This is a genomic window from Ramlibacter aurantiacus, assembly GCF_016722895.1.
GTDB classification, from domain to species: Bacteria; Pseudomonadota; Gammaproteobacteria; order Burkholderiales; family Burkholderiaceae_C; genus Ramlibacter; species Ramlibacter aurantiacus.
The window spans coordinates 162,498-186,750 of the sequence record NZ_JAEQNA010000005.1; the positions used below are offsets into that span (position 1 = coordinate 162,498).

At 69.5% G+C, this 24,253-nt stretch carries 28 protein-coding genes; 6 read left to right on the plus strand and 22 right to left on the minus strand.

The window, feature by feature from the left end:
* Positions 1–76 precede the first annotated feature (76 nt).
* A complete protein-coding gene (locus tag JI739_RS14645) occupies positions 77–1,594 on the plus strand; it encodes a CoA-acylating methylmalonate-semialdehyde dehydrogenase (RefSeq protein WP_201684666.1) in 1,518 nt (505 codons plus the stop codon).
* Between the two features lie 79 nt (positions 1,595–1,673).
* Here the strand turns inward: JI739_RS14645 and JI739_RS14650 are convergent, their stop codons facing one another.
* The 13 genes from JI739_RS14650 to JI739_RS14710 all read right to left on the minus strand — a co-directional run bounded on the left by JI739_RS14650 (position 1,674) and on the right by JI739_RS14710 (position 12,341).
* Positions 1,674–2,468, minus strand: a complete 795-nt coding sequence (locus JI739_RS14650; protein ID WP_201684667.1) for a DUF2189 domain-containing protein — start codon at positions 2,466–2,468, stop codon at positions 1,674–1,676.
* Between the two features lie 74 nt (positions 2,469–2,542).
* Positions 2,543–3,046 (minus strand): GlcG/HbpS family heme-binding protein, encoded by a 504-nt coding sequence (locus tag JI739_RS14655; RefSeq protein WP_236589655.1) that lies wholly within the window; start codon positions 3,044–3,046, stop codon positions 2,543–2,545.
* Positions 3,047–3,219: 173 nt separating this feature from the next.
* Positions 3,220–4,953 (minus strand): thiosulfohydrolase SoxB, encoded by a 1,734-nt coding sequence (gene soxB / locus JI739_RS14660; protein ID WP_201684668.1) that lies wholly within the window; start codon positions 4,951–4,953, stop codon positions 3,220–3,222.
* Between the two features lie 64 nt (positions 4,954–5,017).
* A complete protein-coding gene (soxX, locus tag JI739_RS14665) occupies positions 5,018–5,734 on the minus strand; it encodes a sulfur oxidation c-type cytochrome SoxX (protein WP_201684669.1) in 717 nt (238 codons plus the stop codon).
* Between the two features lie 13 nt (positions 5,735–5,747).
* On the minus strand, positions 5,748–6,557 hold the full coding sequence (soxA, locus tag JI739_RS14670) for a sulfur oxidation c-type cytochrome SoxA (RefSeq protein WP_201684670.1): 810 nt from the start codon (positions 6,555–6,557) through the stop codon (positions 5,748–5,750).
* 40 nt (positions 6,558–6,597) lie between these two features.
* The gene (soxZ, locus tag JI739_RS14675; RefSeq protein WP_201684671.1) at positions 6,598–6,909 is read right to left on the minus strand and encodes a thiosulfate oxidation carrier complex protein SoxZ; all 312 of its coding nucleotides are present in this window, start codon (positions 6,907–6,909) and stop codon (positions 6,598–6,600) included.
* 39 nt (positions 6,910–6,948) lie between these two features.
* Complete coding sequence (gene soxY, locus JI739_RS14680) at positions 6,949–7,407, minus strand: thiosulfate oxidation carrier protein SoxY (RefSeq protein WP_201684672.1); 459 nt, start codon at positions 7,405–7,407, stop codon at positions 6,949–6,951.
* An 88-nt stretch (positions 7,408–7,495) separates the two neighbouring features.
* Entirely contained in the window at positions 7,496–8,554 is a 1,059-nt protein-coding gene (locus tag JI739_RS14685) for a c-type cytochrome (RefSeq protein WP_201684673.1), read from the minus strand.
* Positions 8,538–9,887 carry a sulfite dehydrogenase gene (gene soxC / locus JI739_RS14690; RefSeq protein WP_354003733.1) on the minus strand — a complete coding sequence of 450 codons (1,350 nt, stop codon included), beginning with the start codon at positions 9,885–9,887 and terminating at the stop codon, positions 8,538–8,540. The genes JI739_RS14685 and soxC overlap by 17 nt, the downstream gene beginning before the upstream one ends.
* A gap of 105 nt (positions 9,888–9,992) precedes the next feature.
* Positions 9,993–10,481 carry a thioredoxin fold domain-containing protein gene (locus JI739_RS14695; RefSeq protein ID WP_236589657.1) on the minus strand — a complete coding sequence of 163 codons (489 nt, stop codon included), beginning with the start codon at positions 10,479–10,481 and terminating at the stop codon, positions 9,993–9,995.
* Positions 10,478–11,437: an MBL fold metallo-hydrolase gene (locus JI739_RS14700; protein WP_201684674.1), complete on the minus strand. Its 960-nt coding sequence runs from the start codon at positions 11,435–11,437 to the stop codon at positions 10,478–10,480. Before JI739_RS14700 ends, JI739_RS14695 begins: the two co-directional genes overlap by 4 nt.
* 63 nt (positions 11,438–11,500) lie before the next feature.
* Positions 11,501–11,839, minus strand: coding sequence for an ArsR/SmtB family transcription factor (locus JI739_RS14705; protein ID WP_201684675.1), 339 nt, complete (start codon positions 11,837–11,839; stop codon positions 11,501–11,503).
* 73 nt (positions 11,840–11,912) lie between these two features.
* Entirely contained in the window at positions 11,913–12,341 is a 429-nt protein-coding gene (locus tag JI739_RS14710; protein WP_201684676.1) for a DsrE family protein, read from the minus strand.
* Positions 12,342–12,540: 199 nt separating this feature from the next.
* Here JI739_RS14710 and JI739_RS14715 point away from each other — a divergent pair, with 199 nt between their 5' ends.
* The gene (locus JI739_RS14715) at positions 12,541–13,686 is read left to right on the plus strand and encodes a YeeE/YedE family protein (RefSeq protein ID WP_201684677.1); all 1,146 of its coding nucleotides are present in this window, start codon (positions 12,541–12,543) and stop codon (positions 13,684–13,686) included.
* 10 nt (positions 13,687–13,696) lie between these two features.
* Here JI739_RS14715 and JI739_RS14720 read toward each other — a convergent pair whose 3' ends face one another.
* From JI739_RS14720 to JI739_RS14730, 3 genes are read right to left on the minus strand one after another with little or no spacing between them, the layout of a single operon-like run.
* Positions 13,697–14,401 carry an alpha/beta fold hydrolase gene (locus tag JI739_RS14720; protein ID WP_201684678.1) on the minus strand — a complete coding sequence of 235 codons (705 nt, stop codon included), beginning with the start codon at positions 14,399–14,401 and terminating at the stop codon, positions 13,697–13,699.
* A gap of 13 nt (positions 14,402–14,414) precedes the next feature.
* The gene (locus JI739_RS14725) at positions 14,415–15,407 is read right to left on the minus strand and encodes a Bug family tripartite tricarboxylate transporter substrate binding protein (protein ID WP_201684679.1); all 993 of its coding nucleotides are present in this window, start codon (positions 15,405–15,407) and stop codon (positions 14,415–14,417) included.
* Positions 15,408–15,432: 25 nt separating this feature from the next.
* Positions 15,433–17,094 (minus strand): CocE/NonD family hydrolase, encoded by a 1,662-nt coding sequence (locus JI739_RS14730; RefSeq protein WP_201684680.1) that lies wholly within the window; start codon positions 17,092–17,094, stop codon positions 15,433–15,435.
* A 187-nt stretch (positions 17,095–17,281) separates the two neighbouring features.
* Here JI739_RS14730 and fdxA point away from each other — a divergent pair, with 187 nt between their 5' ends.
* The 3 genes from fdxA to JI739_RS14745 all read left to right on the plus strand — a co-directional run bounded on the left by fdxA (position 17,282) and on the right by JI739_RS14745 (position 19,148).
* Positions 17,282–17,638 carry a ferredoxin FdxA gene (gene fdxA, locus JI739_RS14735; protein WP_201684681.1) on the plus strand — a complete coding sequence of 119 codons (357 nt, stop codon included), beginning with the start codon at positions 17,282–17,284 and terminating at the stop codon, positions 17,636–17,638.
* Entirely contained in the window at positions 17,635–18,408 is a 774-nt protein-coding gene (locus JI739_RS14740) for a ferredoxin--NADP reductase (RefSeq protein ID WP_201684682.1), read from the plus strand. Before fdxA ends, JI739_RS14740 begins: the two co-directional genes overlap by 4 nt.
* Positions 18,409–18,470: 62 nt before the next feature.
* On the plus strand, positions 18,471–19,148 hold the full coding sequence (locus JI739_RS14745) for a TetR/AcrR family transcriptional regulator (protein WP_201684683.1): 678 nt from the start codon (positions 18,471–18,473) through the stop codon (positions 19,146–19,148).
* 7 nt (positions 19,149–19,155) lie between these two features.
* Here JI739_RS14745 and JI739_RS14750 read toward each other — a convergent pair whose 3' ends face one another.
* From JI739_RS14750 to JI739_RS14765, 4 genes are all read right to left on the minus strand, one after another.
* The gene (locus JI739_RS14750; protein ID WP_201684684.1) at positions 19,156–19,572 is read right to left on the minus strand and encodes a BLUF domain-containing protein; all 417 of its coding nucleotides are present in this window, start codon (positions 19,570–19,572) and stop codon (positions 19,156–19,158) included.
* A gap of 18 nt (positions 19,573–19,590) precedes the next feature.
* The gene (locus JI739_RS14755) at positions 19,591–20,391 is read right to left on the minus strand and encodes a GGDEF domain-containing protein (protein ID WP_201684685.1); all 801 of its coding nucleotides are present in this window, start codon (positions 20,389–20,391) and stop codon (positions 19,591–19,593) included.
* Positions 20,392–20,536: 145 nt separating this feature from the next.
* A complete protein-coding gene (locus JI739_RS14760) occupies positions 20,537–21,469 on the minus strand; it encodes a LysR family transcriptional regulator (protein ID WP_201684686.1) in 933 nt (310 codons plus the stop codon).
* On the minus strand, positions 21,460–22,383 hold the full coding sequence (locus tag JI739_RS14765) for a LysR family transcriptional regulator (RefSeq protein ID WP_201684687.1): 924 nt from the start codon (positions 22,381–22,383) through the stop codon (positions 21,460–21,462). Before JI739_RS14765 ends, JI739_RS14760 begins: the two co-directional genes overlap by 10 nt.
* Positions 22,384–22,601: 218 nt before the next feature.
* Between JI739_RS14765 and JI739_RS14770 the strand changes: the two genes are divergently transcribed.
* Positions 22,602–22,934: a response regulator transcription factor gene (locus tag JI739_RS14770; RefSeq protein WP_201684688.1), complete on the plus strand. Its 333-nt coding sequence runs from the start codon at positions 22,602–22,604 to the stop codon at positions 22,932–22,934.
* A gap of 65 nt (positions 22,935–22,999) precedes the next feature.
* Here the strand turns inward: JI739_RS14770 and JI739_RS14775 are convergent, their stop codons facing one another.
* The gene (locus JI739_RS14775; protein WP_201684689.1) at positions 23,000–23,584 is read right to left on the minus strand and encodes an amino acid synthesis family protein; all 585 of its coding nucleotides are present in this window, start codon (positions 23,582–23,584) and stop codon (positions 23,000–23,002) included.
* Between the two features lie 22 nt (positions 23,585–23,606).
* Positions 23,607–24,248, minus strand: coding sequence for an amino acid synthesis family protein (locus JI739_RS14780; protein ID WP_201684853.1), 642 nt, complete (start codon positions 24,246–24,248; stop codon positions 23,607–23,609).
* Positions 24,249–24,253 lie beyond the last annotated feature (5 nt).

A 24,253-nucleotide genomic window follows, 5' to 3' on the forward strand; every position in this document is an offset into this window, starting at 1 on the left:
TTTCAAGGCAGGCGCCTTGCGCGCTCGCCTGACATCCATAGACTGGCAGGTCTTCCAACCCACGATCCTCCAAGGCATGACGCAAGCTTCCTTCATCGGCAATCACGTCGCCGGCCAGCGCCTGCAGCGCCCGGCATCGGGCCGCCACCAGCCCGTGACCAACCCCGCCACCGGCGCGGTGACGGGGCAGGTGCACCTCTCCGATGCGGCCGAGGTGGACCAGGCCGTCGCGGCGGCGGCGGCCGCCTTCCCGGGCTGGGCCAGCACGCCGCCGATCCGGCGTGCGCGCGTGATGTTCGCCTTCCTGGAGAAGCTGCGGCAACACCAGGACGAGCTGGCCCGCGCCATCACCGCCGAGCACGGCAAGGTGTTCACCGACGCGCAGGGCGAGGTCGCGCGCGGCATCGACATCGTGGAGTTCGCCTGCGGCGTGCCGCAGCTGCTCAAGGGCGACTACACCGACCAGGTGTCCACCGGCATGGACAACTGGACGATGCGCCAGCCGCTGGGCGTGGTGGCGGGCATCACGCCCTTCAACTTCCCGGTGATGGTGCCGATGTGGATGTTCCCCGTGGCCATCGCCACCGGCAACACCTTCGTGCTCAAGCCCAGCCCGCTGGACCCGACGCCCTCGTTGATGATCGCCGACCTGCTCAAGCAGGCCGGGCTGCCCGACGGCGTGTTCAACGTGGTGCAGGGCGACAAGGCGGCCGTCGACGCGCTGATCGCGCACCCGCAGGTGCAGGCCGTCTCCTTCGTCGGCTCGACGCCGGTGGCCAACCACATCTACGAAACCGGCGCCAAACTGGGCAAGCGGGTGCAGGCCCTGGGCGGAGCCAAGAACCACATGGTGGTCATGCCCGACGCCGACCTCGACCAGGCGGTCGACGCCCTGGTCGGCGCCGCCTATGGCTCGGCGGGCGAGCGCTGCATGGCCATCAGCGTGGCCGTGCTGGTGGGCGACGTGGCCGACCGCATCATGCCCAGGCTGGTGGAGCGCACCCGGCAGCTGAAGGTGCTGGACGGCAACCGCCTCGAGGCGGAGATGGGCCCCATCGTCACCCGCGCCGCGCACGAGCGCATCTGCGGCTACATCGAGGCCGGCGCCGCCGAGGGCGCCAAGCTGCTGGTGGACGGGCGGCGCTTCGATGCGGCCGGCACCGGAGAGGGTTGCGCCGACGGGTTCTGGATGGGCGGCACGCTGTTCGACCACGTCACGCCCGACATGCGCATCTACCGCGAGGAGATCTTCGGGCCGGTGCTGTCCTGCGTGCGCGTGGCCACCCTGAAGGACGCGGTCGACCTGATCAACGCGCACGAGTTCGGCAACGGCACCTCCTGCTTCACCCGCGACGGCAGCGTGGCCCGCGAGTTCGCCCGCAACATCCAGGTGGGCATGGTGGGCATCAACGTGCCCATCCCGGTGCCCATGGCCTGGCACGGCTTCGGCGGCTGGAAAAAGAGCATGTTCGGTGACATGCACGCCTATGGCGAGGAAGGCGTGCGCTTCTACACCCGGCAGAAGTCCATCATGCAGCGCTGGCCCGAGAGCATCGGCAAAGGCGCGGAGTTCGTGATGCCGACGGCGCGCTGAGGACGGACGCGCTGGCGGCCTGCCTGGCCCTCCGCTCGCCAAGCCACGGGGATTGACGCGGACCGGTCGAGCAAGAGCCCTACTCCGCCCAGCCCACCGTCTCCCGGTAGGCATGCCAGGTCGCATGCCCCAGCACCGGACCCACCACCAAAAGGCCCAGCGCCCAGGGCCACAGCGCCAGCAGCGTGAGCGACACGACCAGCAGGCCCCAGAACCCCATGGCCACTGGGTTGATGCTCACCACGCGGAAGCTGGTCAGGGCGGCGGTGATGGCATCGGTGTCGCGATCCAGGACCATCGGAATGGCCACGACCATGCTGCAGAACACCAGGCCAGCGAAGACGCTGCCCACCGCCACATAGGCCGCGACGAAGGGCCAGTTGCGGGGGTTGAACACCGCTTCGAGCACGCCCGCGGTGGAGGGCATGCCGGTGTCGAAGAAGACCGCGAACACCACCAGCGAGGCGCGGCCCCAGAGCAGCTCCAGCACGACCAGCACCAGCACCAGCAACCCCATGCTGCCGAGGCGGCGGTCCCAGCAGGTGAGCGACTCACCCAGCGATTGCGGCAGGCCCTGTTCCCGCCGGCGGCTCACCTCGTACAGGCCCATGGCCAGGAAGGGCCCGAGCAGCAGGCAGCCGGAGACCACGGTCATGGTGTAGGCCGGGCTGTGCCGGAACACGGCGCCCAGGGTGGCGGCCATCGCCCAGAAACACAGGCCGTAGAACAGCGCGATGCCCGGGGCGGCCGCCAGGTCGCGGGCGCCAAGCAGCAACCAGCGCAGCGGCGACGCGAGGGCCACGGGCTTGACTTGCGCACGGGCCGTGGCCGGGCGGGCGTCGGTGACGGGGGTTGGCGGAACCGGGGCTTCCATGGTCGATCTCCTCGCCGCGCAGGGTACGGCGTTGTCCGCGGCCACGGCAGGGGGAATGCCCCGACTCGCCGGGCTCAGAACTCGAGGTCGTCCCTGATGGCCGCGATGCCGGCCTGCGCGCACACGTGGTCGGCGTCGCCGCCCGGCGCACCCGAGACGCCGATGCCGCCCACCTGGGCACCCGCCGATTCGATGGGCAGGCCGCCGCCGATGGCCACCACGCGCGGCAGTTGCCGGATGCCAGAGGCCGGCTCGCTAGCCTGGGTGACGCGGGCAAAGGCCAGCGTGTCCATCTTGAAGGTGACGGCCGTGTAGGCCTTGTTCATCGCCGTCTCGGGGGTATGCGGGCCGGCCAGCCGGTCACGCAGCATGACCAGCGGATGCCCGGCCCGGTCGGTCACGGCCACCGCCACCTGGTAGCCCGTCTTGCTGCAGTTCTGCAGGGCCGCCTGCGCCGCGCGAAGGGCGGCCTCGGGCGTGATCGAACGCGCGTTGAACGTGGCGGCCTGCTGCGCCAGGGCGGCGCTGCCGAAGGTCGTCGCCAGGGCGACGATGCAGAGCCTGGAAAACATTTTCATCGGGGTCTCCTCAGTGCGCCGCCACGGCGTACGACGCACGACGTGAACAAGTGCCCAATACCAGTGCCGCCGCGCAGCGGCCGGCCCTTCCAGGGCTACCGCGGAACCGGCTTCGCCGGGCCGCTGGTTGCGCCCCCTCGGGGGGAGGCGGCCGACAGGCCGCTTCGGGGGGGTCACTGATACCCGGGATTCGGCAAGGCACCGCCCAAGACCCGGGGCACGTTGGGCTTGCGGGCGGCCACCTTGCCGCCGCGCGCCTTGAGCCAGGGCTCGACCAGTTCCCACACCGGCTTGTTGCCGGCCCGCGCCGCTTCCTCGGCCACCGGCGCCCAGCCGGCGACCTTGTAGGTGCGCGAGGCTTCGAGGGGCTTGCCGTTGAGCCGCATGTCGCTGATGCGCCGGCCCATGCCGGCGGTGGGATCGATGGCGTATTGCAGGCCGCCGACACGCACCATGTCCCCGCCCTGCTGGTAGTACGGGTCGGGGTTGAAGAGGTTGTCGGCGACGTCCTCCAGCACGGTCTTGATCATCTCGCCCGACATGTCGGTGACCGTGGCGTACGAATAGGTGGTGGCCGTCATGTCCATCAGCCATTCGCGCGTGATGGGCTGGCCCGGCAGCAGGGTGGTGCCCCAGCGGAAACCGGGCGAGAAGCCGATCTCGGCGCCCTGCACCTCCATCAGCGCGTCCAGCAGCAGCTGGTCGCCCGAGCCGTTGAAGTTGCCGCGCCGGTACAGCGTGCCCTCGGTCACCGCGAGCTGCTCGGCCAGCCTGGACTCGTAGGGTGCGCGCAGCTTCTGCACCAGCGCGTCCATGGCCGGGTCGGCCGGCAGCATGTTGGCGAACACCGGCAGCAGGCGATAGCGGAAGTCGACCACCCGCTTGTCCTTCACCTCGAAGTCCATCACCGCCAGGAACTTGCCGTTGGAGCCGGCGTTGGTGACCAGCGTCTTGCCGCTCTTGTTGGCGACGACCGAGGCCACCGGCATGCCGTCGTGCGTGTGGCCGCCGAGGATGGCGTCGATGCCGGTCACCCGGCTGGCCATCTTGAGGTCCACGTCCATGCCGTTGTGGCTGAGGACGACGACGACCTGGGCACCCTTGCCGCGAGCCTCGTCGACCATCTTCTGCATGTTGGCGTCCTGGATGCCGAACTCCCAGTCGGCCACCAGGTAGCGCGGGTTGGCGATGGGCGTATACGGGAAGGCCTGGCCGATGATGGCGCAGGGCACGCCGTTGATCTCGCGGATCACGTAGGGCTTGAAGACCGGGTCGCCGAAGTCGTTGGTCTTGACGTTCTGGGCCACGAAGTCGACCTGGCCGGCGAAGTCCTTCTCGATGATCTCCTTCACGCGGTCCATGCCCAGCGTGAATTCCCAGTGGCCGGTCATCACGTCCACGCCGAGCAGCTTGCAGGCGTCGACCATGTCCTGGCCCTTGGTCCAGAGGGATGTGGCCGAGCCCTGCCAGGTGTCGCCGCCATCGAGCAGCAGCGCGCCCGGCCGGCTGGCCTTCATGCGCTTGACCAGCGTGGACAGGTGCGCAAAGCCGCCGACCTTGCCGTATCGCCGGGCCGCTTCCTCGAACCGCAGGTAGGTGAGCGCATGCGCCTCGGCGCTGCCGGCCGGCACCTTGGCCACCTTGAGCAGATGCTCGCCCACCAGGTGCGGCAGCCGTCCCCTCATGTCCGCGACGCCCAGGTTGACGCTGGGCTCGCGGAAGTAGATCGGCTTGAGCTGCGCGTGGCAGTCGGTCATGTGCAGGAACGACACGTTGCCGAACCGGGGCACCTCGTACAGGCCTGCCGAGGCGGTCTGGGCATCGGCCGAAGCCCAGCGCCCGAGCCCCATGCCGGCCACCGAGGCGGCGCCGAGGACCTGCAGGAACTCTCGCTTGGAAAGGTTCATGGTGGACAGGAAGGCGAGCCCGGTCCGGCCCCTCGAGGAGGTGCCGGCCGGTACGCGCGAACGCTTACTTGTTGACGGGCGAGGCGGGGTCGAGCAGCAGCGCCATGATGTGCTTGACCTGCTGCTCGTTCAGGTTGCCCATGTGCCCCGACCGCGGCATGTTGGAACAGGCGTTGTAGGCCTTGGCGTTCCAGATCTTGCCCCAGGTGTATTCGACGATGGGCTTGGCGGCCGGGCTGTTCGGGTCGGTGACGCCGCGCAGCTTGCCGTAGTTGTAGAGGCTGGGACCGATGGTGCCGAAGGAGATTTCCTCCTTGCTGATCTGGTGGCAGTTGTAGCAGTTGCCGCCGTTCACGGAACTGGCGGTGTCGGTCCAGGTCTGGCCGCGGCCGCTTTGCGCGATCTGCTCGCCCTGCTTCCAGTCGCCCAGGAACTTGCCGTCACTGGGCCACTTCACCAGCTTGAGGTTGGCGGCTTCGAGGCGCTTGGCGACCTCGGGGTCCAGCGGCTTGCCGGCCACGTCGGCCGCATTGCAGGCACGCAGCGTCTCGTCGATGGCGGTGACGCGGTCCAGGGTGGCGATGCCCTGGGTGCGGAAGCCGGCCTTGACCATCTCGGCGGCCACGCGGTCGGCGTCGGTGGTGGCCGACGTCCGGGTGGTCGGCTGGGTGTTCGCCTGGCTGTTCGGGCCCCCGGCCATGTGGGACCGGGTGGCGCTGCCGCAGCCGGCCACGACGGCGGCCGCGGCGAGCGACAGGATGATGGCGCTTGTCTTGTTCATGCCCGCTCCTTGGTCAGCGCTTGATGGTGGGGGCCGCGGACTTCGCGCCCTTGGCATTCACACCGAGGTAGGTGGACAACGCGGTGAGCGCGTCGCTGCCGAACTCGGGGTACGGGAAGCGCTGCTGGCGGAAGCAGTCGTTCAGGCGAAGCTGCATGCTCCACATCTGTCCGTTGGACACGCGGTAAGCCGGCCAGGCGGCGAAGCCGACGCCGTCACCGGGGTTCTTGGTGAGGTTGGGCAGGTCCTGCAGGCGGATGCGCTTGCCGTCCTCGCCGTGGCAGGAGGCGCAGGCGAAGTCGTGGGTGCCGCCGCGCATGAAGAACAGGCGCTTGCCGGCTTCGTAGAAGGTGCGCTCCTGCGCGTGGGCCTGCGGCAGGTCGAACGGCAGGCCCTTGGATTGCGCGGCGACATAGGTCGCCAGCGCGGTGACGTTGGCCATCTCGCCGCGGCCGAAAGGCGTCTTGGCGATTTCGGCGGCGTTAAAGCCCTGCAGCCGTTCCATGCAGGAAACCAGGCGCGTCTCGAGGTCCTGCACCTTGCCGGTGTCGGCGAAGTAGCGAGGCAGTTCGACGAACGCACCCTTGACCACGCCCGGGCCCTTGCCCAGGTCGCAGGCCTCGAGGGATGCGTTCTTCGGTCCGCGCTTTTGCTTCCAGAGGTCTTCGCCCTTGGCCTCGAAGAGGTCGGCGGGGTTGCCGTCCTCGAGCATCTTGCGGTATTCCTCGATCGCCTCGGCGCTGCTCTTGGGCTGCTGCTGCGCGCCGGCCAAAGCCGCCGCGCCGCCCAGCACGAGAGCGGCCATTACCTGGGTGGTCCGCATTCGTGTGTCTCCTCTTTGGTTTTGATGGCCGTTGCCGGTATCAGCTGACCGTGGCTTCGTCGGTGCGGGTGTCGCCCTTGTTGTCTTTCCAGGTCACGGCGATCTTGTCGCCGGCCTTGGCGCCCTTGACGGTGAACTGCAGGAACGGGTTCTTGGCCACGGCCGGGCCCCACTCGGCGGTCAGCACGGGCTTGCCGTTGTGGGCGGCGGTGACCTCGGTGATGTGCCAGGCGGGGATGATCTTGCCGGCGCTGTCCTTGCGCTGGCCGGTTTCCATCTCGTGGCTCATGAGGACACGCACGAGGGCGTTGCCGCCCTGGGATTGCGCGCGGATGCGCATCGGGTCTGCCATGGGGTACTCCTTGATCGTTGAATTCAGGACGGGCCGGGATCAGCCGCCGCAGCCGCCGAGCGTGACCTTCACTTCCTTCTTGGCGTAGTGGGCCTTGCCATCGCTGGTGATGGCGACGGCGTAGACGTCGGAGGTCTGGCCCATCTTGGCGCGGGTGGCGACGTTGGCCTCGATGGCGTCGGTCACGTCGAACTTCGCCACCAGCGCGTTCGGGTTCTTCTCGACCAGCACCAGCAGGTGCTTCACGTTGGGCAGCGTGGAGGCCGCCGCCATGGGCACGACCGCGCCGTTCTCGGCGATGTCGGGCGCGGTCAGCGTCACGCTCTTGCTTTCCACCGGCGCTGCGCCGCCGTAGGCCTTGACCGCGTCGGCGATCGTCTTGGCCTCGAAGGCCGACTTGTTGAAAGCGGCCCACGCGAACTGGGGGAACAGTCCGGTGGCGCCCAGCAGGCCGGCAACGGCCAGCGACTGCTTGAGGACTTCACGACGTTGCTGCATTGCTGCTCTCCAAAAAATACTTAAGTCGATACTAATTAATCTTCGCCATTCGAAGATCGGGGGATTCCCTCACCACATGAGATGCTCATCAAGGTGCTGCGCCCGTGGCCAGCCATTCGGCGATCTTGCCGGCTTCGGCCGCGCCGATGGACTGCGGCGGCATGGGGATGTTGCCCCACACGCCGCTGCCGCCTCCGCGGATGCGGCCCACCAGGTAGTCGGCCTTGCCCGCATGCTTGCCGGCTACATCGTTCCAGCTGGGTCCGACCAATTTGCGATCGGGCGAGTGGCAGGCGGTGCAGCTGTTCTTCTGCAGCAGCTCGACCGGCATTTTGCCTGCCGCCGGAGGCGCCGCTTGTGCGACAGCCTGCGCCCTGGCCGGCTGCGCACCGGGCGGACGCGTCGTCTCGGTGCCGCGCTGGGCGCCCACCAGCCGGTTCTGTTCGGCCAGGTTGCCATGCGCGTTGCGCGCGTGGTCCGGCAGCAGCGAGGTGACCTTGGCCTCGACCTTGCAGTTGCTCATGCAGGCCGTGGCCGCCACGTCGGGTTTGGTCGTGCCCTTGAGCTCACCGCCCGGCCAGAGCGCATGGGCGGTGGTCATGCCGTTGCGATTGGGCATGCGCTGCTGCACCTGCGCGATGTTGGCGTCGCTGAGCACGAAGTTGTCCGGGACGATGCCGCCCAGGTTCAGCATGTACGCGGTGACCGCGTACACCTCCTCGGTGCTGAGCGACTTGGGCGCGTCCCAGGGCATGGCGCGGTTGATGTAGTCCCACAGTGTCGACACGGTGGGTACCTTCATGAGGGTGGTCCGGCCCGGGTAGTCGGTTCGCTTGAGGTTGGCCACGCGGCCGGTCTTGATGTCCTCGTCGGTGGTGCCGCCCACCAGCGGGTTGAAGACCTCGTTGGATTCGCCGAAGACGCCGTGGCAGCTCGCGCACTTGCCTTCCCAGACCTCCATGCCCTTGGCCACCGAGCCCGACCCCTTGGGCAGGCCCTGGAAGTCGGGCCGCACGTCGATGTCCCAGGCCTTCACCTCGGCCGGCGTGGCGGCGCGGCCGATGCCGGGAAAGCGGTCCTGGGCCTGCGCGGCCACGGCCACGGCACCCAGTGCCGCGGCGAGCAGCGCCTCACGAAACCTGGACATTCTTCACCTCCCCGCTTTCCTGCACCAGCCACGACTGCACCGCGTTGTTGTGGTAGATCGAGCGCGTGCCGCGCACCTCGCGCAGCTGGCGCAGGGACGGCTGCACGTACCCCGTGTCGTCCATCGCGCGGCTCTGGATGATGGCGGGCTTGCCGTCCCACACCCAGTCGATGTTGAAGCGGGTCAGGCACTTGCTCATGACCGGGTCCTGCAGCCGCGCGGTGCGCCAGTTGCGGCCGCCGTCGACCGACACGTCGACCCGCTTGACCTTGCCGCGGCCCGACCAGGCCAGCCCGGAGATGCTGTAGAAGCCTTTGTCCAGCAGCACCTGGCCCCCGGACGGCGTGGTGACCACGCTCTTGCACTCCTGGATGCTGGTGTACTGGCGGTGCGTGCCGTCGGGCAACAGGTCGACGTAGTGCACGGCCTCGTCCTTGGTGCCCCAGGGCTGGTCGCCCAGCTCCAGCCGGCGCAGGTACTTGACCCAGCTCACGCCCTGCACGCCGGGCACCACCAGCCTCAGCGGATAACCGTTTTCCGGCCGGAGCATCTCGCCGTTCTGGCCGTAGGCCACCAGCACCTCGCCGGAGCGGACCAGGCTCATGGGGATGGTGCGCGTCATCGACGAGCCGTCCGCGCCCTCGGCGAGCACGAAGCGGCCCTTGTTCAGGTCGGCGCCCGCGAGCTCCAGCAGCGTGATCAGCGGCACGCCGGTGAATTCGCTGCACGACAGCATGCCGTGGGTGTACTGGCAGGTCGGCACCGCGACATTGCCCCACTCCATGCCGGTGTTGGCGCCGCACTCGATGAAGTGGAAGCGCGACACCGAGGGCAGCCGCATGATCTCGTCCATGGTGAACACCCTGGGGGTCTTCACCAGCCCGTTGACCATCAGGCGATGCCTGGACGGGTCGATGTCCCACCAGCCCTGGTGGTGGCGCTCGAAGTGCAAGCCGCTCGGGGTGACGATGCCAAACAGCGACTGCAGCGGCGCGAAGGACACGCTCGCCTGCCGGGTCTGCGTCAACCCCGGGCTCTGCCGGCGCTGCACGTTGGCCTCCCACTTGGAGGGCTTGCCATAGCCGTCGGTCACGACCGGCTGGCCCAGGCCCCTGGAGTGCTCGGGCAACTCCAGGATCGCCGGGTCGCCGTCGCCCGGCGTCGCGGCCCTGGCCATGCCGGCCGTGGCGACGCCGGCGGCGGCCGCGAAGGCGCTGCGGATGAAATCGCGCCGGCCTTCGCGCGCTTCGGCGAACACCTGGCGCACGCCCGCCGTGTCGATGAAATTCTCAGGCGCCTTGATCAGCCTGCCCGATGTCTGCCTGGAATCCACGTGTCCTCCTCGTCGCCCGTCCCGGACTGATAAATCATCAGCCGTGAATATAAGGATAGGCGAATGTGAAGGCCCGGCCCCCCCGCCGATGCTCGGGGATTTCCCTTAGCCGGCGGCTGCGCGATTGGCGGTTTCGATCCGCTGGTCCAGGTAGGCGCCGTAGAAATCGGGGTTGCCCACCCCCACCAGGCGCGGGGCCAGCTCCGCCCCGCCCCGGCCCAGGAACAGCAGCGTGGGCGCCACGCGCACGTTCCACTCGCGCACCAGCTGCTCATGCGTCGTGGGGCGGCCCTGCGGGTCGGCCACGGGCGCGGGCAGGTTGAGCTCGATCTGCACCACCGGCTGGCCTTCGGCGCGCAACGGCAGCAGGTACGACTCGCGCACCAGCTTGCAATAGGGGCAGCCTTCCAGGCTGACCATCAGGACCAGCGACTTGCGACGGGCCCCTGCGCGGGCGATCTCGGCCTGCAGCGAGGCCGGTCGTGGCAACGACGGCACGGCGCCCGATGCGCCGGCGCGCAGCGGCCAAAGCGCGGCCGCCGCTGCCGCCACCGAAACGCGCAGGACGGATCGCCGTGTGCCCGCCGGGTTCATGGCACCTGCCGCTCCATCAGCAGGTAGGTGTTGTAGGCGTTCATGCGGTTGGCCGCGCGGAACAGCGGCAGGTGCTCGAAACGCGACCAGTCGGCCCGGGCATAGGCCTCGTCGAAGGGCTCCATCTCTTTCGCCGCCTTGCCCATGGTCTCGCGCAGATAAGCCAGGTAGTCGCGCGTCAGGCGCAGGTCTTCGCGGGCGGTCGTGGACAGGGGGCCGTGGCCGGGCACGACCACCTGGGGTTCCATCTTCAGCAGGGTGTCGAGCGCGGCGATCCATTGCCGGCTGTCGGCCTGGCCGACGAAGGGAATGCGCCCGCGGAACACCATGTCGCCGGCGAACAGGACGCCTTCGGACGCCAGCAGCACGACCAGGTCCTCGGGCGTGTGTGCCGGCCCCACCGGCTGCAGCAGCAGCCGGGTGCCGCCCACGACCAGTTCGCCCGGCCCGTCGATCCACTGGTCGGGCACGACGAGCTCGGTGCGCTCGTCGATCCAGGGCGCGAGGTCCGCCCGCGAGGCGCGCAGGCGCGACGCGGCGGTGTCCGAGTGGATGTACTCTAGCGCCGCCCGGTGCGCCACGATGCGGGCGCCGCGCTTGCGGAACTCCTGCAGACCGTAGATGTGATCGGCGTGGTAGTGCGTGACGACCACGTGCGTGACCGGGCGTGGCGTGACCCGCGCGATCTCGTCCAGCAGCTCGCGCGCGAGCTGCGGCGAACCCAGCGCATCGATGACGACCACGCCCGCCGGCGTGACCACGAAACCGGCGTTGGAGATGAAGTTGCGGTTGGCCGGCGTGCCGAGCGCCGCATCGCCCTGCACGAACCAGGCCGAGGGCGACACCTGCTGGGCCACGACCCTGCGCGGCGCGGCCGCGCCGGCGAACACGGCGCCGGACAGGGTGAGGGCCGCACAACCGGCGGCGATGAGCTTGCAGAACGAGCGCAGGGCCATCGGGACTCCTTGATAAGCCGCGACTGATTTTAGGGGCCCTGGCGGCCGCCCGGAAGGACGGCGCTACTTCAGTTCGGATTCGATGGCGATCTGGGTGCAGACCGCGCGGCAGAGCGTGACGACCCGGTCGTTGATGATGCGGTAGAAGATCTGCACGCCTTCACGCCGCCGGCCGATCACCCCCGCCTGGTAGAGCGTGTTGAGGTGCTGCGACATGTTGGGCTGCGTGGTGTCGATTTCTTCCAGCAGCTGGCTCACGTTCTTCTCGCCGTTGCACAGGCTGCTGATGATCTTCAGCCGCATCGGGGCGGACATGACCCGGAAGATCTCGGCCGCGGTTTCGAACACCTCGTCGGACTCGATGCCGCTGCCGACGTCCTGGACCGCCTGTCGCCTTGCCATATGGGTTCTGCCGTTGCCGCTGGGAATGGAGGCCGTATCGTAGCGGGCGGCCGTCGCACTTGGCCCTCGAGGGTCAAGGCTTGATGTAGGCATATCGTTCGCGCGACTGGAGCTGGCCGATGCGCGCCACCCCCGACGGGGTGAATTCGGCGTCCATGCTGAACTGGTCCTTCTTCAGTTCGCGATTGCGCAGCGTGATCTCGCAGACCTCGAAACGCACGCCGCGGGCCTTGAGCGCGCTCACCAGCGAGGCGTAGTCGATGTTCGGGTTCTTCTTGTCCTTGGCGCCCTCCATCAGGAAGTCGACGCCGTTGGCGTGCGTCACCACCATGATCTTGGTCTCGGGGGCCACATCGAGATGGTTGCGGATGTTGCGAAGGCCCTTGGTGGCCTGGGTCTCGGCGTCGTCGATGTGGTAGACGACCTTGTCCTGTGCGAAGGAGGTGGCCGAGAACAGGAACAGCGCGGCGGACGCCGCCAGCAGGCGCAGGAATCGGGGCATGGGGTTCTCCAATCGGGGGGGGGGCGAGCAGCGTACCCCAGCCGGCAGGGCGACAGGGCCGCGCCATAACCCTGATCGGGGACTTTTCCTATCGATGCGAGGGCGACCGGGACCCAGCCCCGCCACTACACTTTGCAACCACCTGCCGACTCCTGGAGCCCCGCGCTTTCCCGCCGGCCTTCACCACCGACTTGCCCCGATGCACCCCGACCTCGACCCTTCCACGCTGGCCCTGATCGTCGTCTGGGGCGCGCTCATCCTCGGGCTCGTGCTGGGCGTGGTGGCCCAGGCCAGCCGCTTCTGCGTGCGCGGCGCCATCGCCGACTGGGTGGCGTTCCGCGGCCCCGCGCGGCTGGTGTCGTGGCTGCTGGCGGTGGCGGTGGGGGCGGTCTGCGTGCAGGCGCTGGTGAGCGGCCAGTTGCTCGACGCCGGCCGCACGATCTACTGGAGCGAGCGCTTTCCCTGGCTGTCCTACGGGGTGGGCGGGGTGCTGTTCGGCTACGGGATGATCCTGGCCGGCGGTTGTCCGCAGCGCTGCCTGGTCAAGGCCGGCCAGGGCAGCCTCAAGGCCGCGATCACGTTGGTGGTCGTGGCCATCGCGGCGCTGATGACGCTGCGCGGTGCCTTCGCGCCGCTGCGGGTCCATGGGCTCGATGCCTTCGCGCTCACGCTCACCGGGTCGCAAGACCTCGGCGGCGTGCTCGGCCAGGCACTGGGCCTGTCCGCCAACGGCATCCGCTGGGCGGTCGCCGCGGTCGGGGCGGCCACGGTATTCATGTTCGCCTGGCGCCTGCGCTCGCGCCTGGAGCCCGCGCACTGGGTCGGCGGCATCGCCGTCGGCGCGCTGGTCGGTGCGGCGTTCTTCCTCACCGGCACCATCGGCTTCGTGCCCGAGCACCCCGAAACCCTGGAGGCGGCCTGGCTGGGCACGCAATCGAAGCGGCCCGAGGGCCTGTCGTTCTCCGCCCCCATGGGGCACGCGCTCGACCTGCTCACCCTGTGGTCCGACAAGGCCACCGTGGCCACTTTCGGCGTGATGGTGTCGCTGGGCGTGGTGCTCGGTGCGTTCGCCAGCGCCAAGGCGCGTGGCGAGTTCCGGCTCGAGTCGTTCCGCACGCCGCGCGAGTTGCTCGAGCACGTGGGCGGCGGGCTGCTGATGGGGTTCGGCGGTGTCACCGCGCTGGGGTGTTCGGTCGGCAACGGCGTCACCGGACTGGCGATGCTGTCCACCGGGTCCATGCTGGCGGTGCTGGGCATCTCGGCCGGCGCCTGGCTGGCGCTCGCGCAGCAGATGCGGGCAGCGGAGCGGGCCGAGCGCGCAACGGCCGCGCCGGCGCGCGCCTGAGCGCGATGCTTCAAGCCAGGATGCGCTGAAGCAAGTCCGCCAGTGCCTCTGGCGCCGTGACGTGCGGGCTGTGGCTGGCGTCGATCTCGTGGCAGGTCCAGCCCGGCTCCGAACGCGCGCGCTGCGCGAAGGGGCGGAACGAATCCGCCGGGCCGGCACGACGGCAGTAGATGTAGGTGCGCGGCACCGGCTGGCCGCCGGCCAGGCGCACGGGCTGGCGCATGGCGGCCAGCGGGTGCATGACCCGCAGCGGCAGCATCCATTGCGCGTCGGCTGGCGGCGTGTCCGGCGGCAGCGCCTGCGGCGGCACGCGCCAGCCTTCGCCCTGCGCCTGCGCGGCGGCCTCGAAGGCGGCGCGCTGCGCCGGGGGCGCCAGGTCGAACAGGCACTGGCCATCCCGGGGTACGAAGGCGTCGAGGTAGACCACACGGGCGATGCGCTCGCGGGCCCGGTCCTCGACCACCGTGGCGACCATGCCGCCATAGCTGTGGCCGATGAGCACCACGTCCCGCAGGTCTTCGTGGCGCAGCACGCCCAGCACGTCGGACACGTGCGTCTCCAGGTCGACCGCGGGCGAGGCCAGGTGGGCGCGCTCGCCCAGGCCGGTGTAGCTGGGCGTGAACAGCTCGTGGCCCTGCTCGCGCAGGAGCGGGCGCATCTTCTTCCAGCTCCAGCCGGCGGTCCAGGCGCCGTGGGCGACGACGATCGTGGCCACTCAGGGCCTCGCCCTACTCGGGCTTCAGGCGGGACACCCGCACCAGGGTCGCGGCGATCTCGCGCTCGCGCCGGCCGAACTCGGCGAACTCCTCGGGCGTGTTGCCCACCGGCGTGTAGAACTGCGGCGTGAGCACCTGCTCGCGGAACTTGGGGTCCTGCAGGATCTTGCGGACCTCGGCCTGCATGCGGTCGATGATGGGCTTGGGCGTGCCGGCGGCGGCGAACAGGCCGAACCAGGCGCTGGGCTTCAGGTCGAAGCCTTCCTCGGCCAGCGTCGGCACGTCGGGGAGGAACGGCGAGCGCTGCGGCGCCGGCGCGACGATGGCCTTCATGCGGCCCGACTTGATGTGCTGCAGCACGGCGCCGGTGGCCATGTAGGTCATCTGCACCTCGTTGGCGAGGGTGGCCTGGATCACCGGCGCGGCTCCCTTGTAGGGCACGTGCACGATGTCGACGCCCGCGCGGTCCTTGATGTACTCGATGAACATGTGGGCCGTGCTGCCCTCGCCGAAGCTGCCGAAGTTCAGCTTGCCGGGGTTGGCCTTGGCGTACGCCACCATGCCCTTGAGGTCATTGAACGGCACCGACGAGTTGGCCACGATGTGCCCGTCGGCGAACACCAGGTTGGTCACCGGCGCGAGGTCCTTCACCGGGTCGTAGGGCAGGTTCTTCTGCAGCAGCGCGTTGGTCCAGACGCTGCTGCCGGTGGCGCAGAAGGTGTAGCCCGTGGGTTCGCCGCGCGCGCACACGCCGGTGCCGATGGCGGTGTTGGCGCCGGCCCGGTTCTCCACCACGAAAGGCTTGCCCAGCGATTCGCTCAGGCGTTGCGCCAGCGGCCGCACCAGGCCGTCGAGCACGCCGCCCGGGGCATACGGCACGACCAGGGTCACCGGCCTCGTGGGCCAGTCCTGGGCGGGGGGCTGGCCCTGGGCCCAGGCGGTGCCGGCGAACGCGAGGCATAGGGCGGGAAAGAGCGCGAGCTGGCGCAAGGTCTTGAAAGGCATGGTTGTCTCCTCGGAAGAAAGCGTTTCAGGCGCGCGGCGGGATCACCGGCACCAGCAGGTGCGCGTCGAACTCGCCGCCGGTGTGCAGCACATGCTCGCCGGCATTGCGCAGCGGCCCATGGGCCATGGTCGGCCCCATGTGCGCCGGGCCGTAGTCGATGTCCCGGCCCTGCACCACCAGCTGCAGGCTCTCGCCGGCGCGGTACAGCATGCTCGATGGCCAGATCTCGATGTCCACCGGCACGATCTCATCGGGCTGCAGGCGCAGCTCGCGCTGGTGCGCCAGCACCGGCTGGTGCGGCGTGGAGCGTTCGGGGTCGAGCTCGCGGTGCGACACGCGCAGCCAGCCCATGGCCACCGGCCCTTCCTCGAACACCGAGAAAAAGCTCAGCGGCACCTGCCGGCCGTCGGCGTCGAGCTTGTAGACCACGATGAACAGGTCCATGTCGTCGCCTTCGGTGGTCTGCACCCACAGCCGCAGCTTCATGTGCCCGGTGAGTTCGGTGTCCTGCCCGAAGCGGTGCTGGAACACCGCCCGGCCCGCTGCCGGGTCGTAACGGGCCTGCGTCGCGGCATCGAGGCGAGCCGGCCCCAGGCCGCCGCTGGCCGCGTCGAGGTACAGCGGGGTGTACGCGGTGCGGGCGAGCGGCCACTCGGCCTCGGCTCGCATCGGCCCCACGTAGAAGCGCTCGCGGATCTCCAGGTTGACGGTGGGCCAGCCCAGCACCTCGTCGCTGCTTCCCTTGAGGAAGTGATCGAAGAAGGCGCGCTGCTTCTCCACCATCTCGGGCCGCATGAAGTGCTCCCACTTCTTGCGGCCATGCACCTCCAGCCACTTGTGCCTGGACGAGATGCGCTTGAAGCCTTCGAGCGTGCCGCGCGTGTGCAGCCCCTGGTCGGACCAGCTCGCCACCACATAGGCCGGCACCTCGATCATCGACAGGTCGGGCGCCTTGCCTTGCCAGTAGGCGTCGTAGAACGGGTGGCGGCGCCTCATCTCCAGCACGTCCTCGACCAGGCCCTTGGCGTACACCGACTGCTGCAGCCAGCGCGGCATGAACCGGTCCTCGGGGATGCCGCCGTGGAAGGCGCGCTCGCGGTACGAGTCGCTGTAGCCCTCCCACGGGTTGATGGCGGCCAGGTGAGGCGGGCGCAAGGCGGCCACCTGCCACTGCGCGATGGTGAGGTAGGACACGCCCGTGAGGCCGATCTTGCCGGTGCACCAGGGCTGCACCGCCGCCCACTCGATCAGGTCGTAGAAGTCACGCGCCTCGTCGGCGGACCAGAAGGTCGCGTCGCCCCCGGAATTCCACAGCCCGCGCGGATCGACGTGGATGATGGCGTAGCCCATCTGCGTCCAGCGCACCGGATCGGGCGCCTCGAACGAGGTGTACTTCGACATCCATTCGGGCCGCACGCCGCCGTTGTTGGCGAAGCGCTCATACACGCCGCGCGGCGACTGCTTGCCGTACGGCCCCCAGGCGATCAGGGCCGGCACCGGCTGGCCGTGGTCGGGCCGGAACACGTCGATGAAGATCTTCACGCCGTCGCGCATGGGCACGCCCACGTCCCACTCGATCAGCATGCCCTCGTCGCGGGTCTGGCGCCAGCCGTGCTCCCACTTGAGGATCTCGGAAGGGTGCCGTGCGCGGCACCACGCCATCTCGAAGGGCTGGTCGGTCGTCATGTCTTGCTGTGCTTCCGGTTGCGCACGGCCGCCAGCGCGCCGTGCCGGGTCGTGTCCGGCGCATTCTAAGGTGACTTGTCAACTCAACCTGGCCGCGCTTGCGCGCGCCACGCGCGTCATGTAGGATTCACTTAACTTTCATGTTGTGCCCGCTACATCAAAGGCGCGCGCTGGCCAAGGAGACCGGATGACCCACGTCGTGACCGATTCGTGCATTCACTGCAAGTACACCGACTGCGTGGACGTGTGCCCGGTCGACTGCTTCCACGAGGGCCCCAGCTTCCTGGCGATCGACCCCGACGAGTGCATCGACTGCGCGGTGTGCATCCCCGAGTGCCCGGTGGGCGCCATCCATGCCGATTCCGACATCCCCCCGGAGCAGGCGCATTTCCTCGACCTGAACCGCCGCCTGGCGGCGCAGTGGCCGACCCTCACCCGGCGCAAGCCCGCGCTGCCCGAGGCCGAGCGCTGGAAAGACGTGACCGGCAAGCTGGCCACCCTGCAGGACCCTTCCCTCCAACCCCTTGCGGAGATCAAACCATGAGCGCCTTCAACGAAGAACGCGTGCTGAGCGTGCGGCACTGGACCGACCGCCTCTTCAGCTTCACCACCACCCGCGACGCCTCGCTGCGCTTCAGCAACGGCCACTTCACCATGATCGGCCTGCGCGTGAACGAGAAGCCGCTGCTGCGTGCCTACAGCATCGTGAGCCCCAACTACGAGGAGCACCTGGAGTTCCTCAGCATCAAGGTGCCCGACGGCCCGCTCACCTCTCGCCTGCAGCACATCCAGGTGGGCGACACCATCGTGGTCGGCCGCAAGCCCACGGGCACGCTGCTGATCGACTACCTGCTGCCGGGCAAGCGCCTGTACCTGTTGGGCACCGGCACCGGACTGGCGCCCTTCATGAGCATCGTGCGCGACCCGGCCACCTACGAGAAGTTCGATCAGGTGATCCTGGTGCACGGCGTGCGCCAGAAGGACGAGCTGGCCTATCGGGAGATGCTCGAGGAGCAACTGCCCAATCACGAATTCCTGGGCGACCTGGTCACCAGCCAGCTGCGCTACTACCCCACCGTGACGCGCGAGCCCTATCGCAACATGGGGCGCATCACCGAGCTGATGCAGACCGGCAAGCTGTTCAGCGACCTGGGCGTGCCCCCGCTCGACCCCGAGGCGGACCGCGTGATGCTGTGCGGCAGCCCCGAGATGCTGCGAGACCTGAAGCACCTGCTGGAAAGCCGCGGCATGGCCGAGGGCAACACCTCCACGCCCGGTGCGTTCGTCATCGAGCGCGCGTTCGCCGAGCAGTGAGAAATCCCGGGTCGGGGACATTGGGTGCGGGCACAATGCCCGGCTCATCCGCCGCCGTCCGCATGCCTGCCACCGCCCGCACCAAGACCCCGAAAGCCAAGCCGCCGCAGCGAGGCGCCGGCGTGCGCGAGCAGGCCGCGCAGGCCACCCGCGAGACCATCCTGCGGGCGGCCACCCGGATCTTCGCCAAGAACGGGTTCTCGGGCGGTCGCATCGAGCAGATCTCCAAGGCCGCGAAGTCCTACGACCGGATGATCTACTACTACTTCGGCAGCAAGGAAGGCCTGTTCGTCGCGGTGCTGGAGGACATGTACCGGCGCTTCAACGAGGCCGAGGAAAAGCTGGTGCTGCGCGGTGACGACCCCGAGCAGTCACTGAAGGCGGTGATCACCTTCATGTGGGAGTTCTACCAGCGCAACCCCGAGTTCATCACGCTGCTGAACGACGAGAACCTGCACCGCGGCAAGCACATCGGCCGCTCGCTGCGCGCCGCCGAGTTCTCGTCGCCGGCCGTGCGCATCCTGGAGCAGGTGATCGAGGCGGGGGTGGCCAGGCGCGTGTTCCGTGACGACGTGTCGGGACGCGACGTCTACCTGATGATCGCGGCGCTGAACTACTTCTATCTCTCCAACCGCTTCACGTTGTCGGCGTTCTTCGGGGACAAGCTGGACACGCCGGCGGCACTGAAGCACTGGCATGACTTCGTGGTGGATGCGGTGGTGAGGAAGCTGCGGGCCTGAGCCTGCGTCAACGGCGCCCTCCGTCTCGCCAGAACCGGGCCAGCAGCCGGACCGCCTGCGATGGTTCGCCGGGCCGCTCGACAAGCCGCTTCGACAGCACGGGTCCGCCCCAACTCATGTGCGAACCCGCACGGGTGCGAAGCGCCATCGACCATTCCGGGAAGGCCCGCCGCGCGATGGGCTCGTGCGAGGTGAGCTGCAGGTCGGTGTGCAGCGGGTCCTCCAGGATGATCCGGTAGATGTGGTCGATGCTGGCCGGCGGCCCTTCGATGCACTGGGCGAAGGCGCCAGCGCAGAACAGCAGCGCCCCCGTGACCTGGTACTCGCTGTTGCGTGCCTGCGCGCGGACCAGGAGGTGCTGCAACTGCACCGCCAGCGGCTCGCTGACCGCGATCGAGGTGTAGGTCAGCGAAACAAGCGCCATGCTCGGGCCGCTCCCCGGTCAGCGCCCGTCCGGCAGCGGCGCCGGGATGGTGGGGACGTTCCGCGGCGGCACCACCCGGTTGGGCAGCCATTCGACCTCACCAGGGGCGCTCGCGGGTGCGGGCCTTGAGTGCTCCCGCAGGCAGCGCTCCATCAGGCCGCGCACCGACAGGTCCGCGGGCGAAGACTCGCAAAGCCGAAGCACGGGCACCAGCATCACGTCCTCCGAGCAGACCTCCAGCTCGAACGAAAGGCCCTCTCCGAGCTTGGCTTGCAGCACGTCCACCGCCGCCTGCCGACCCAGGCCCGGGAACAGCACCACGAACGAATGCCTGCCCGTGCGCACCGCCAAGCCGCCGCGGCCGCAAGCCTGGCGCAATCGGGTGCCGATCAGGCGCAGCATGCGGGCACGCACGGCCGGCGGGTAGAACGTCTCCAGTTCACGCAGGTCGTCCACCTCGAAATGCGCCAGGGTCGCGGGCCGGGCGCGGTCCGCCAGCAGCAGGGCATCGCCGATCCGGGCCAGCGCCGCGATGGACGCGAGCTGGGTCGAGCGGTCCAGCAGGCCCTCGAACGTCGCCTGCGCCATGGGCGAGCGCGCCGGGCGATCGATGCACCAGAGGGTCACGCAGCCGACCACCGTTCCCGCCACCAGCAACAGGACGGCCGCAGGATCGGACACGCCGAGCTGCCAAAGCCCCCCGGCGAGCGCCGACACCCCCACCACCTGCAGCAGCCTGCTCCTTCCCACGGCCAGCAAGAGCCGGCCGACCTGCCCCTGGGGGGCGACCGATCGGAGCTGGCAAAGCCACGCTTCCATTCTTGACCTCCTTGACAGTCCGGAACAACGGACGAGCTGGAGGGTAGCCATGGCCGTGTCGACGGGGCAGTCCTCCAAAAGCGAACGCGTTCACCTGGCCGGGTGTCCCGTCCCGGCAGGTGGAGCGAGCCGGAGGTCCCGCGCATCACGCGCCGGGGGCGGCGTCGGACACCTGGTCGGCGGTTGAACCCGAGAAGAACCTGCGCACGCAGTCCCGGAAATGTTGCGCCGGCGCCGCAAGCTCCGAATCGGCGAGCACCACCAGCACATGCCGGCTGCTCGGCAGGCGAAAACCAGCGATCTCCACCGGCTCGAAGCCCCGGGCCTTCACGCGCGGCAAGCTCGTGGCCGGCACCACGGCCACCGCATCCAGGGCCCGGGCCAGCGACAGGGCCATCATGGGATCGCTCTCCAGCACCCTCCCGGGCGGCGCAGCGCCCGCGGACCGGAAGGCGGCCCGCAGCCTGGCTTGCTCCTCGCTATCTGGACGGCCCCGGCTGATCCATCGCAGCACGCCCAGCCCTTCGATGGTCGGGTTCGACAGGATCGGATGCCCACGGCGCACCACCGGCACCCGCGCAATGGTGGCCAGCGGCTCGACCACGAAGCCCTCGCCCACGTCCGCCGCCGCGTCGACGATCGCCATCTCGACCGAGCCGTCCTGCACGCGACGGATGGCCGTGGCCGACTCCGCATGCTCCAGCGCCACGCTGACTTCGGGAAAGCTCTCCCGGAAGCTGGCCAGCAGCAAACCGATTTGCAGGTTGGCGACGCCGGCGGTGACGCACGCGCTGACGCGCCCGCCCGGCTCGCCGCGGATCCGCTGCAGATCGGCCTTCAGGCCTGCCACCCGGTGCAGCACGAAGCGCCCTCGCGACAACAGCAGCTCGCCGGCCGGGGTGGGCGTGATGCCGGTGGCCCGGCGGACCAGCAAAGGCAGCCCGGCCGCCTCTTCGAGCGACTGCAGGCTCTTGGCCAGTGCGGCCTGGGTGAGACCGAGCGTGCGCGCCGCTGCCCGGATTCCGCCCGAGTCCACGACCGCCACCAGCGCCCGCAGGTGCTGGATCTTCAGCTCCACGAGATGGCCGGATCGGCGCTGGGCTGCGCGGCCGCCTCACGGATGCACTCGGCGAGGTACGCGCCGGCCGAGGACAGGGGCAGGTCACGCCGGCGCACGAGGGCCAGGTGCAGAGGCTCGGGCGCGAGCGGCGGCAGCTCGACGCTGGCCAGGCTGCCGTCACCCAGTTCGTCCAGCAAGGCGTCGGGCCAGACGCTCAGGGCGTCGCTGTCACGCAGGATCTGCAAGGCCATGAAGTAGTCCGACTGGTGGACCCGCCGCGGCCTCGCCACGCCGGCCTGGTCGAACAGCCCCAGGAACTTCTCGGTCCCGCCAGGCGACCGGCCACCGCTACAGACCCATTCCTGGGCATGCAGCGCGCCGGTGCCGCCGTGCCGAAGAGGATGGGCTCGGCGAGTCACGATGGAGCGGGCGTACGAGCCCACCGGCTCGTGCTGGAATTCGTCTTCCCTGGACGGCGGCACGTCGTCGACCACGGCGAAGTCCAGCTGCCCGCTGCGCAGGCCGGCGATGGCGTCCACGCTCGACGGGTCGTAGAGGCTCAGGCGGGTGTCGGGAAACCGGGCGTAGAACCACCGGACCGCCTGCGGCAGCGCCGTGCAGCCCAGCGGCTGCGCCACCGCCACCGCCACCTGCTGGCGACGCTGGTCCGCCAACTGCTGAAGTTCGACAGCGGCGGCATCGACGCCGGCCACGACCGCGCGGGCCGAGGCGAGGACCACCTCGCCGGTGGGCGTGGCCGTCAGGCGCCCTTCGCGCCGGTCGAACAGGGGCTCGCCGATGGCGGCCTGCGCTTCCTGCAGGGACCTCGTCAGCGCCGACTGCGTGATGCCGGTCGCGCGGGCCGCGGCCCGGATGCTTCCCTGATCGCCCACTGCGAGCAGCGATCGGAAGTGATGTAGTTTGAGATCCATGGAACCGCTCGGACATCGGGCACCGGCCAGAGTTCCGGGGTGATCGGGGATAAAGGGCGGCCAGTATCCCCGAAGTCCGTTCCGCCGCAGGACCCGCCTCGTGAGCGACTGGTTCCGCGGCCAGGGCGGCTCCTGCTGGATCGCTTGAACCGGCCCGGCGCCCGAGGTAGATTGGCCGCGTCACCCGCATGCCCGATCGACCAGACACACCTTTCGCCGTGCTCTATCTGCACGATGGACACGAGGCCGCTGCCTGCGCGACGGCCGACATCCTGACCATGCACGGCTACACCGTGCACACGGCGCGGCCAGGCGAGGAATGGAAGCAGGCACTGGCGACGTTCGTTCCCGACTGCGTGCTGCTGGAACTGCCCGCGGGGCAGGCCACGCAGGTCTGCCGGTCGCTGCGGAACCACGCCGGTTGCGAGCGCTCGCGATTCATCGCGGTCTGCGACGACGGTGACGAGGCGGCCCTGCAGGGCGAAGGCATCGCGCGGGTGCTCCCGTCCCGCGCCAGCACCCGGGAGTTGCTGCGGGCCCTGCGGCCGTGAGCTTGGCGCGCCGATCGCCGGCCGCTCGGAAGCTGTGGATGAATTCGGCGCGTCCGGGAAGCTTCTCAGCGCAACCCGTCCTTGCCTTGGATCTCGCTCACCTGCAACCCACCCACCCGCGCCAGCGGCCGTCCGCTGTCCGTCACCACCACCGCCACCACGATCTCCTGCGGGCGCGGCGCATCGTTCACCCGCGCCTCCATCGCGTCGAAGTGGCTGCGCACGAACGCTGCGTCCTTGTGCCCCAGGGGCACGTCGACGGCCGTGCCCAGGCCGCCGCGCTTCTTGCTCGAGGGCACCAGGGCCGCGCCCTTTTCCACCGCCTGGCGCAGGGGCGCCCCCAGCTTGGGGTGCAGGATCGCCGCCGCATGCTCCAGCTCGCCGCCCTCGCCGACGATGGCCGCCTTGCCGTAGCTGTGCGCCTGGCCGGGGACGATGCCCAGCGCCTTGACGCACTTCTCGCCGAGCAGCCCGCCCAGCTCCTCGCCGATGGTGATCAGCTCGTCGAGGTTCTCGCTGTAGCGCCCGGCGTACGGGTTCTCGATGACGGCCATGGCCAGGGCCTTGCGCGTGGGCGGCTCGACCGGGCGGCCGGCCTCCAGGCGCGTCTCCTCGACCTGGACGATGAGTTTGCGGATCTTGGCGTTCATGTCTGTTTCCTCGAATCGTTGGTTAGCGCAGGCCGTCCCACTGCTTGATGTCCTGGGCCTTCAGGCCGCCCACCCGCGCGTGCACGCGCGGCCCGGTGCTCATGGCCAGGATGAACACCACCTCGTCGGCGGCGGGCGACCCGGGCACGCGCACCTCGATGGCGTCGAAGTGGCTGCGCACGTAGGAGGCGTTGATGTGGGTGAGCGGCACGTCCAGGCCGGCTCCGGGCGGGCCCACCTTCTTGGTCGAGGCCACGATGGCCAGGCCGTTGCCCGGCTGTCCCTTGGTCGAATCGCCACGGCCGGCCTTGTAGGCGGCGGCATCCCCCTTCCACCCCAGCAGATCGCGCATGGCATAGCCGCCCGGCACGTGCCACAGCGCCCCGTGCTCCAGCTCGCCCGCGGCGCCCACGATGGCGCCCTTGCCGTAGCCCTCGATGACCTCGGGCGCAACTTCCATGGCATCGCACAGGCGGCGCGCCATGGTCACGCCCACGGCGTCGAGCTCGGCCATCATGGGCAGGATGTCGGGCTCGTAGCGGCCGGCATAGGGGTTGGTCATCACGATGGCGATGGCGCCGCGACGCAGCGGCTTGGGCGCCGGGGGGCCGAACTCGTGGTGGATGTCCTCCACATGGGTGAGGACGCGGCGGATCTCGATCAATGGTG

What these genes read in the sequence shown, in the direction of transcription:
- JI739_RS14645 (WP_201684666.1), top strand. Translation starts at nt 77, where the DNA reads ATGACGCAAGCTTCCTTCATCGGCAATCACGTCGCCGGCCAGCGCCTG.
- JI739_RS14650 (WP_201684667.1), bottom strand. Translation starts at nt 2,468, where the DNA reads ATGGAAGCCCCGGTTCCGCCAACCCCCGTCACCGACGCCCGCCCGGCC.
- JI739_RS14655 (WP_236589655.1), bottom strand. Translation starts at nt 3,046, where the DNA reads ATGAAAATGTTTTCCAGGCTCTGCATCGTCGCCCTGGCGACGACCTTC.
- soxB (WP_201684668.1), bottom strand. Translation starts at nt 4,953, where the DNA reads ATGAACCTTTCCAAGCGAGAGTTCCTGCAGGTCCTCGGCGCCGCCTCG.
- soxX (WP_201684669.1), bottom strand. Translation starts at nt 5,734, where the DNA reads ATGAACAAGACAAGCGCCATCATCCTGTCGCTCGCCGCGGCCGCCGTC.
- soxA (WP_201684670.1), bottom strand. Translation starts at nt 6,557, where the DNA reads ATGCGGACCACCCAGGTAATGGCCGCTCTCGTGCTGGGCGGCGCGGCG.
- soxZ (WP_201684671.1), bottom strand. Translation starts at nt 6,909, where the DNA reads ATGGCAGACCCGATGCGCATCCGCGCGCAATCCCAGGGCGGCAACGCC.
- soxY (WP_201684672.1), bottom strand. Translation starts at nt 7,407, where the DNA reads ATGCAGCAACGTCGTGAAGTCCTCAAGCAGTCGCTGGCCGTTGCCGGC.
- JI739_RS14685 (WP_201684673.1), bottom strand. Translation starts at nt 8,554, where the DNA reads ATGTCCAGGTTTCGTGAGGCGCTGCTCGCCGCGGCACTGGGTGCCGTG.
- JI739_RS14695 (WP_236589657.1), bottom strand. Translation starts at nt 10,481, where the DNA reads ATGAACCCGGCGGGCACACGGCGATCCGTCCTGCGCGTTTCGGTGGCG.
- JI739_RS14700 (WP_201684674.1), bottom strand. Translation starts at nt 11,437, where the DNA reads ATGGCCCTGCGCTCGTTCTGCAAGCTCATCGCCGCCGGTTGTGCGGCC.
- JI739_RS14705 (WP_201684675.1), bottom strand. Translation starts at nt 11,839, where the DNA reads ATGGCAAGGCGACAGGCGGTCCAGGACGTCGGCAGCGGCATCGAGTCC.
- JI739_RS14710 (WP_201684676.1), bottom strand. Translation starts at nt 12,341, where the DNA reads ATGCCCCGATTCCTGCGCCTGCTGGCGGCGTCCGCCGCGCTGTTCCTG.
- JI739_RS14715 (WP_201684677.1), top strand. Translation starts at nt 12,541, where the DNA reads ATGCACCCCGACCTCGACCCTTCCACGCTGGCCCTGATCGTCGTCTGG.
- JI739_RS14725 (WP_201684679.1), bottom strand. Translation starts at nt 15,407, where the DNA reads ATGCCTTTCAAGACCTTGCGCCAGCTCGCGCTCTTTCCCGCCCTATGC.
- JI739_RS14730 (WP_201684680.1), bottom strand. Translation starts at nt 17,094, where the DNA reads ATGACGACCGACCAGCCCTTCGAGATGGCGTGGTGCCGCGCACGGCAC.
- fdxA (WP_201684681.1), top strand. Translation starts at nt 17,282, where the DNA reads ATGACCCACGTCGTGACCGATTCGTGCATTCACTGCAAGTACACCGAC.
- JI739_RS14740 (WP_201684682.1), top strand. Translation starts at nt 17,635, where the DNA reads ATGAGCGCCTTCAACGAAGAACGCGTGCTGAGCGTGCGGCACTGGACC.
- JI739_RS14745 (WP_201684683.1), top strand. Translation starts at nt 18,471, where the DNA reads ATGCCTGCCACCGCCCGCACCAAGACCCCGAAAGCCAAGCCGCCGCAG.
- JI739_RS14750 (WP_201684684.1), bottom strand. Translation starts at nt 19,572, where the DNA reads ATGGCGCTTGTTTCGCTGACCTACACCTCGATCGCGGTCAGCGAGCCG.
- JI739_RS14755 (WP_201684685.1), bottom strand. Translation starts at nt 20,391, where the DNA reads ATGGAAGCGTGGCTTTGCCAGCTCCGATCGGTCGCCCCCCAGGGGCAG.
- JI739_RS14765 (WP_201684687.1), bottom strand. Translation starts at nt 22,383, where the DNA reads ATGGATCTCAAACTACATCACTTCCGATCGCTGCTCGCAGTGGGCGAT.
- JI739_RS14775 (WP_201684689.1), bottom strand. Translation starts at nt 23,584, where the DNA reads ATGAACGCCAAGATCCGCAAACTCATCGTCCAGGTCGAGGAGACGCGC.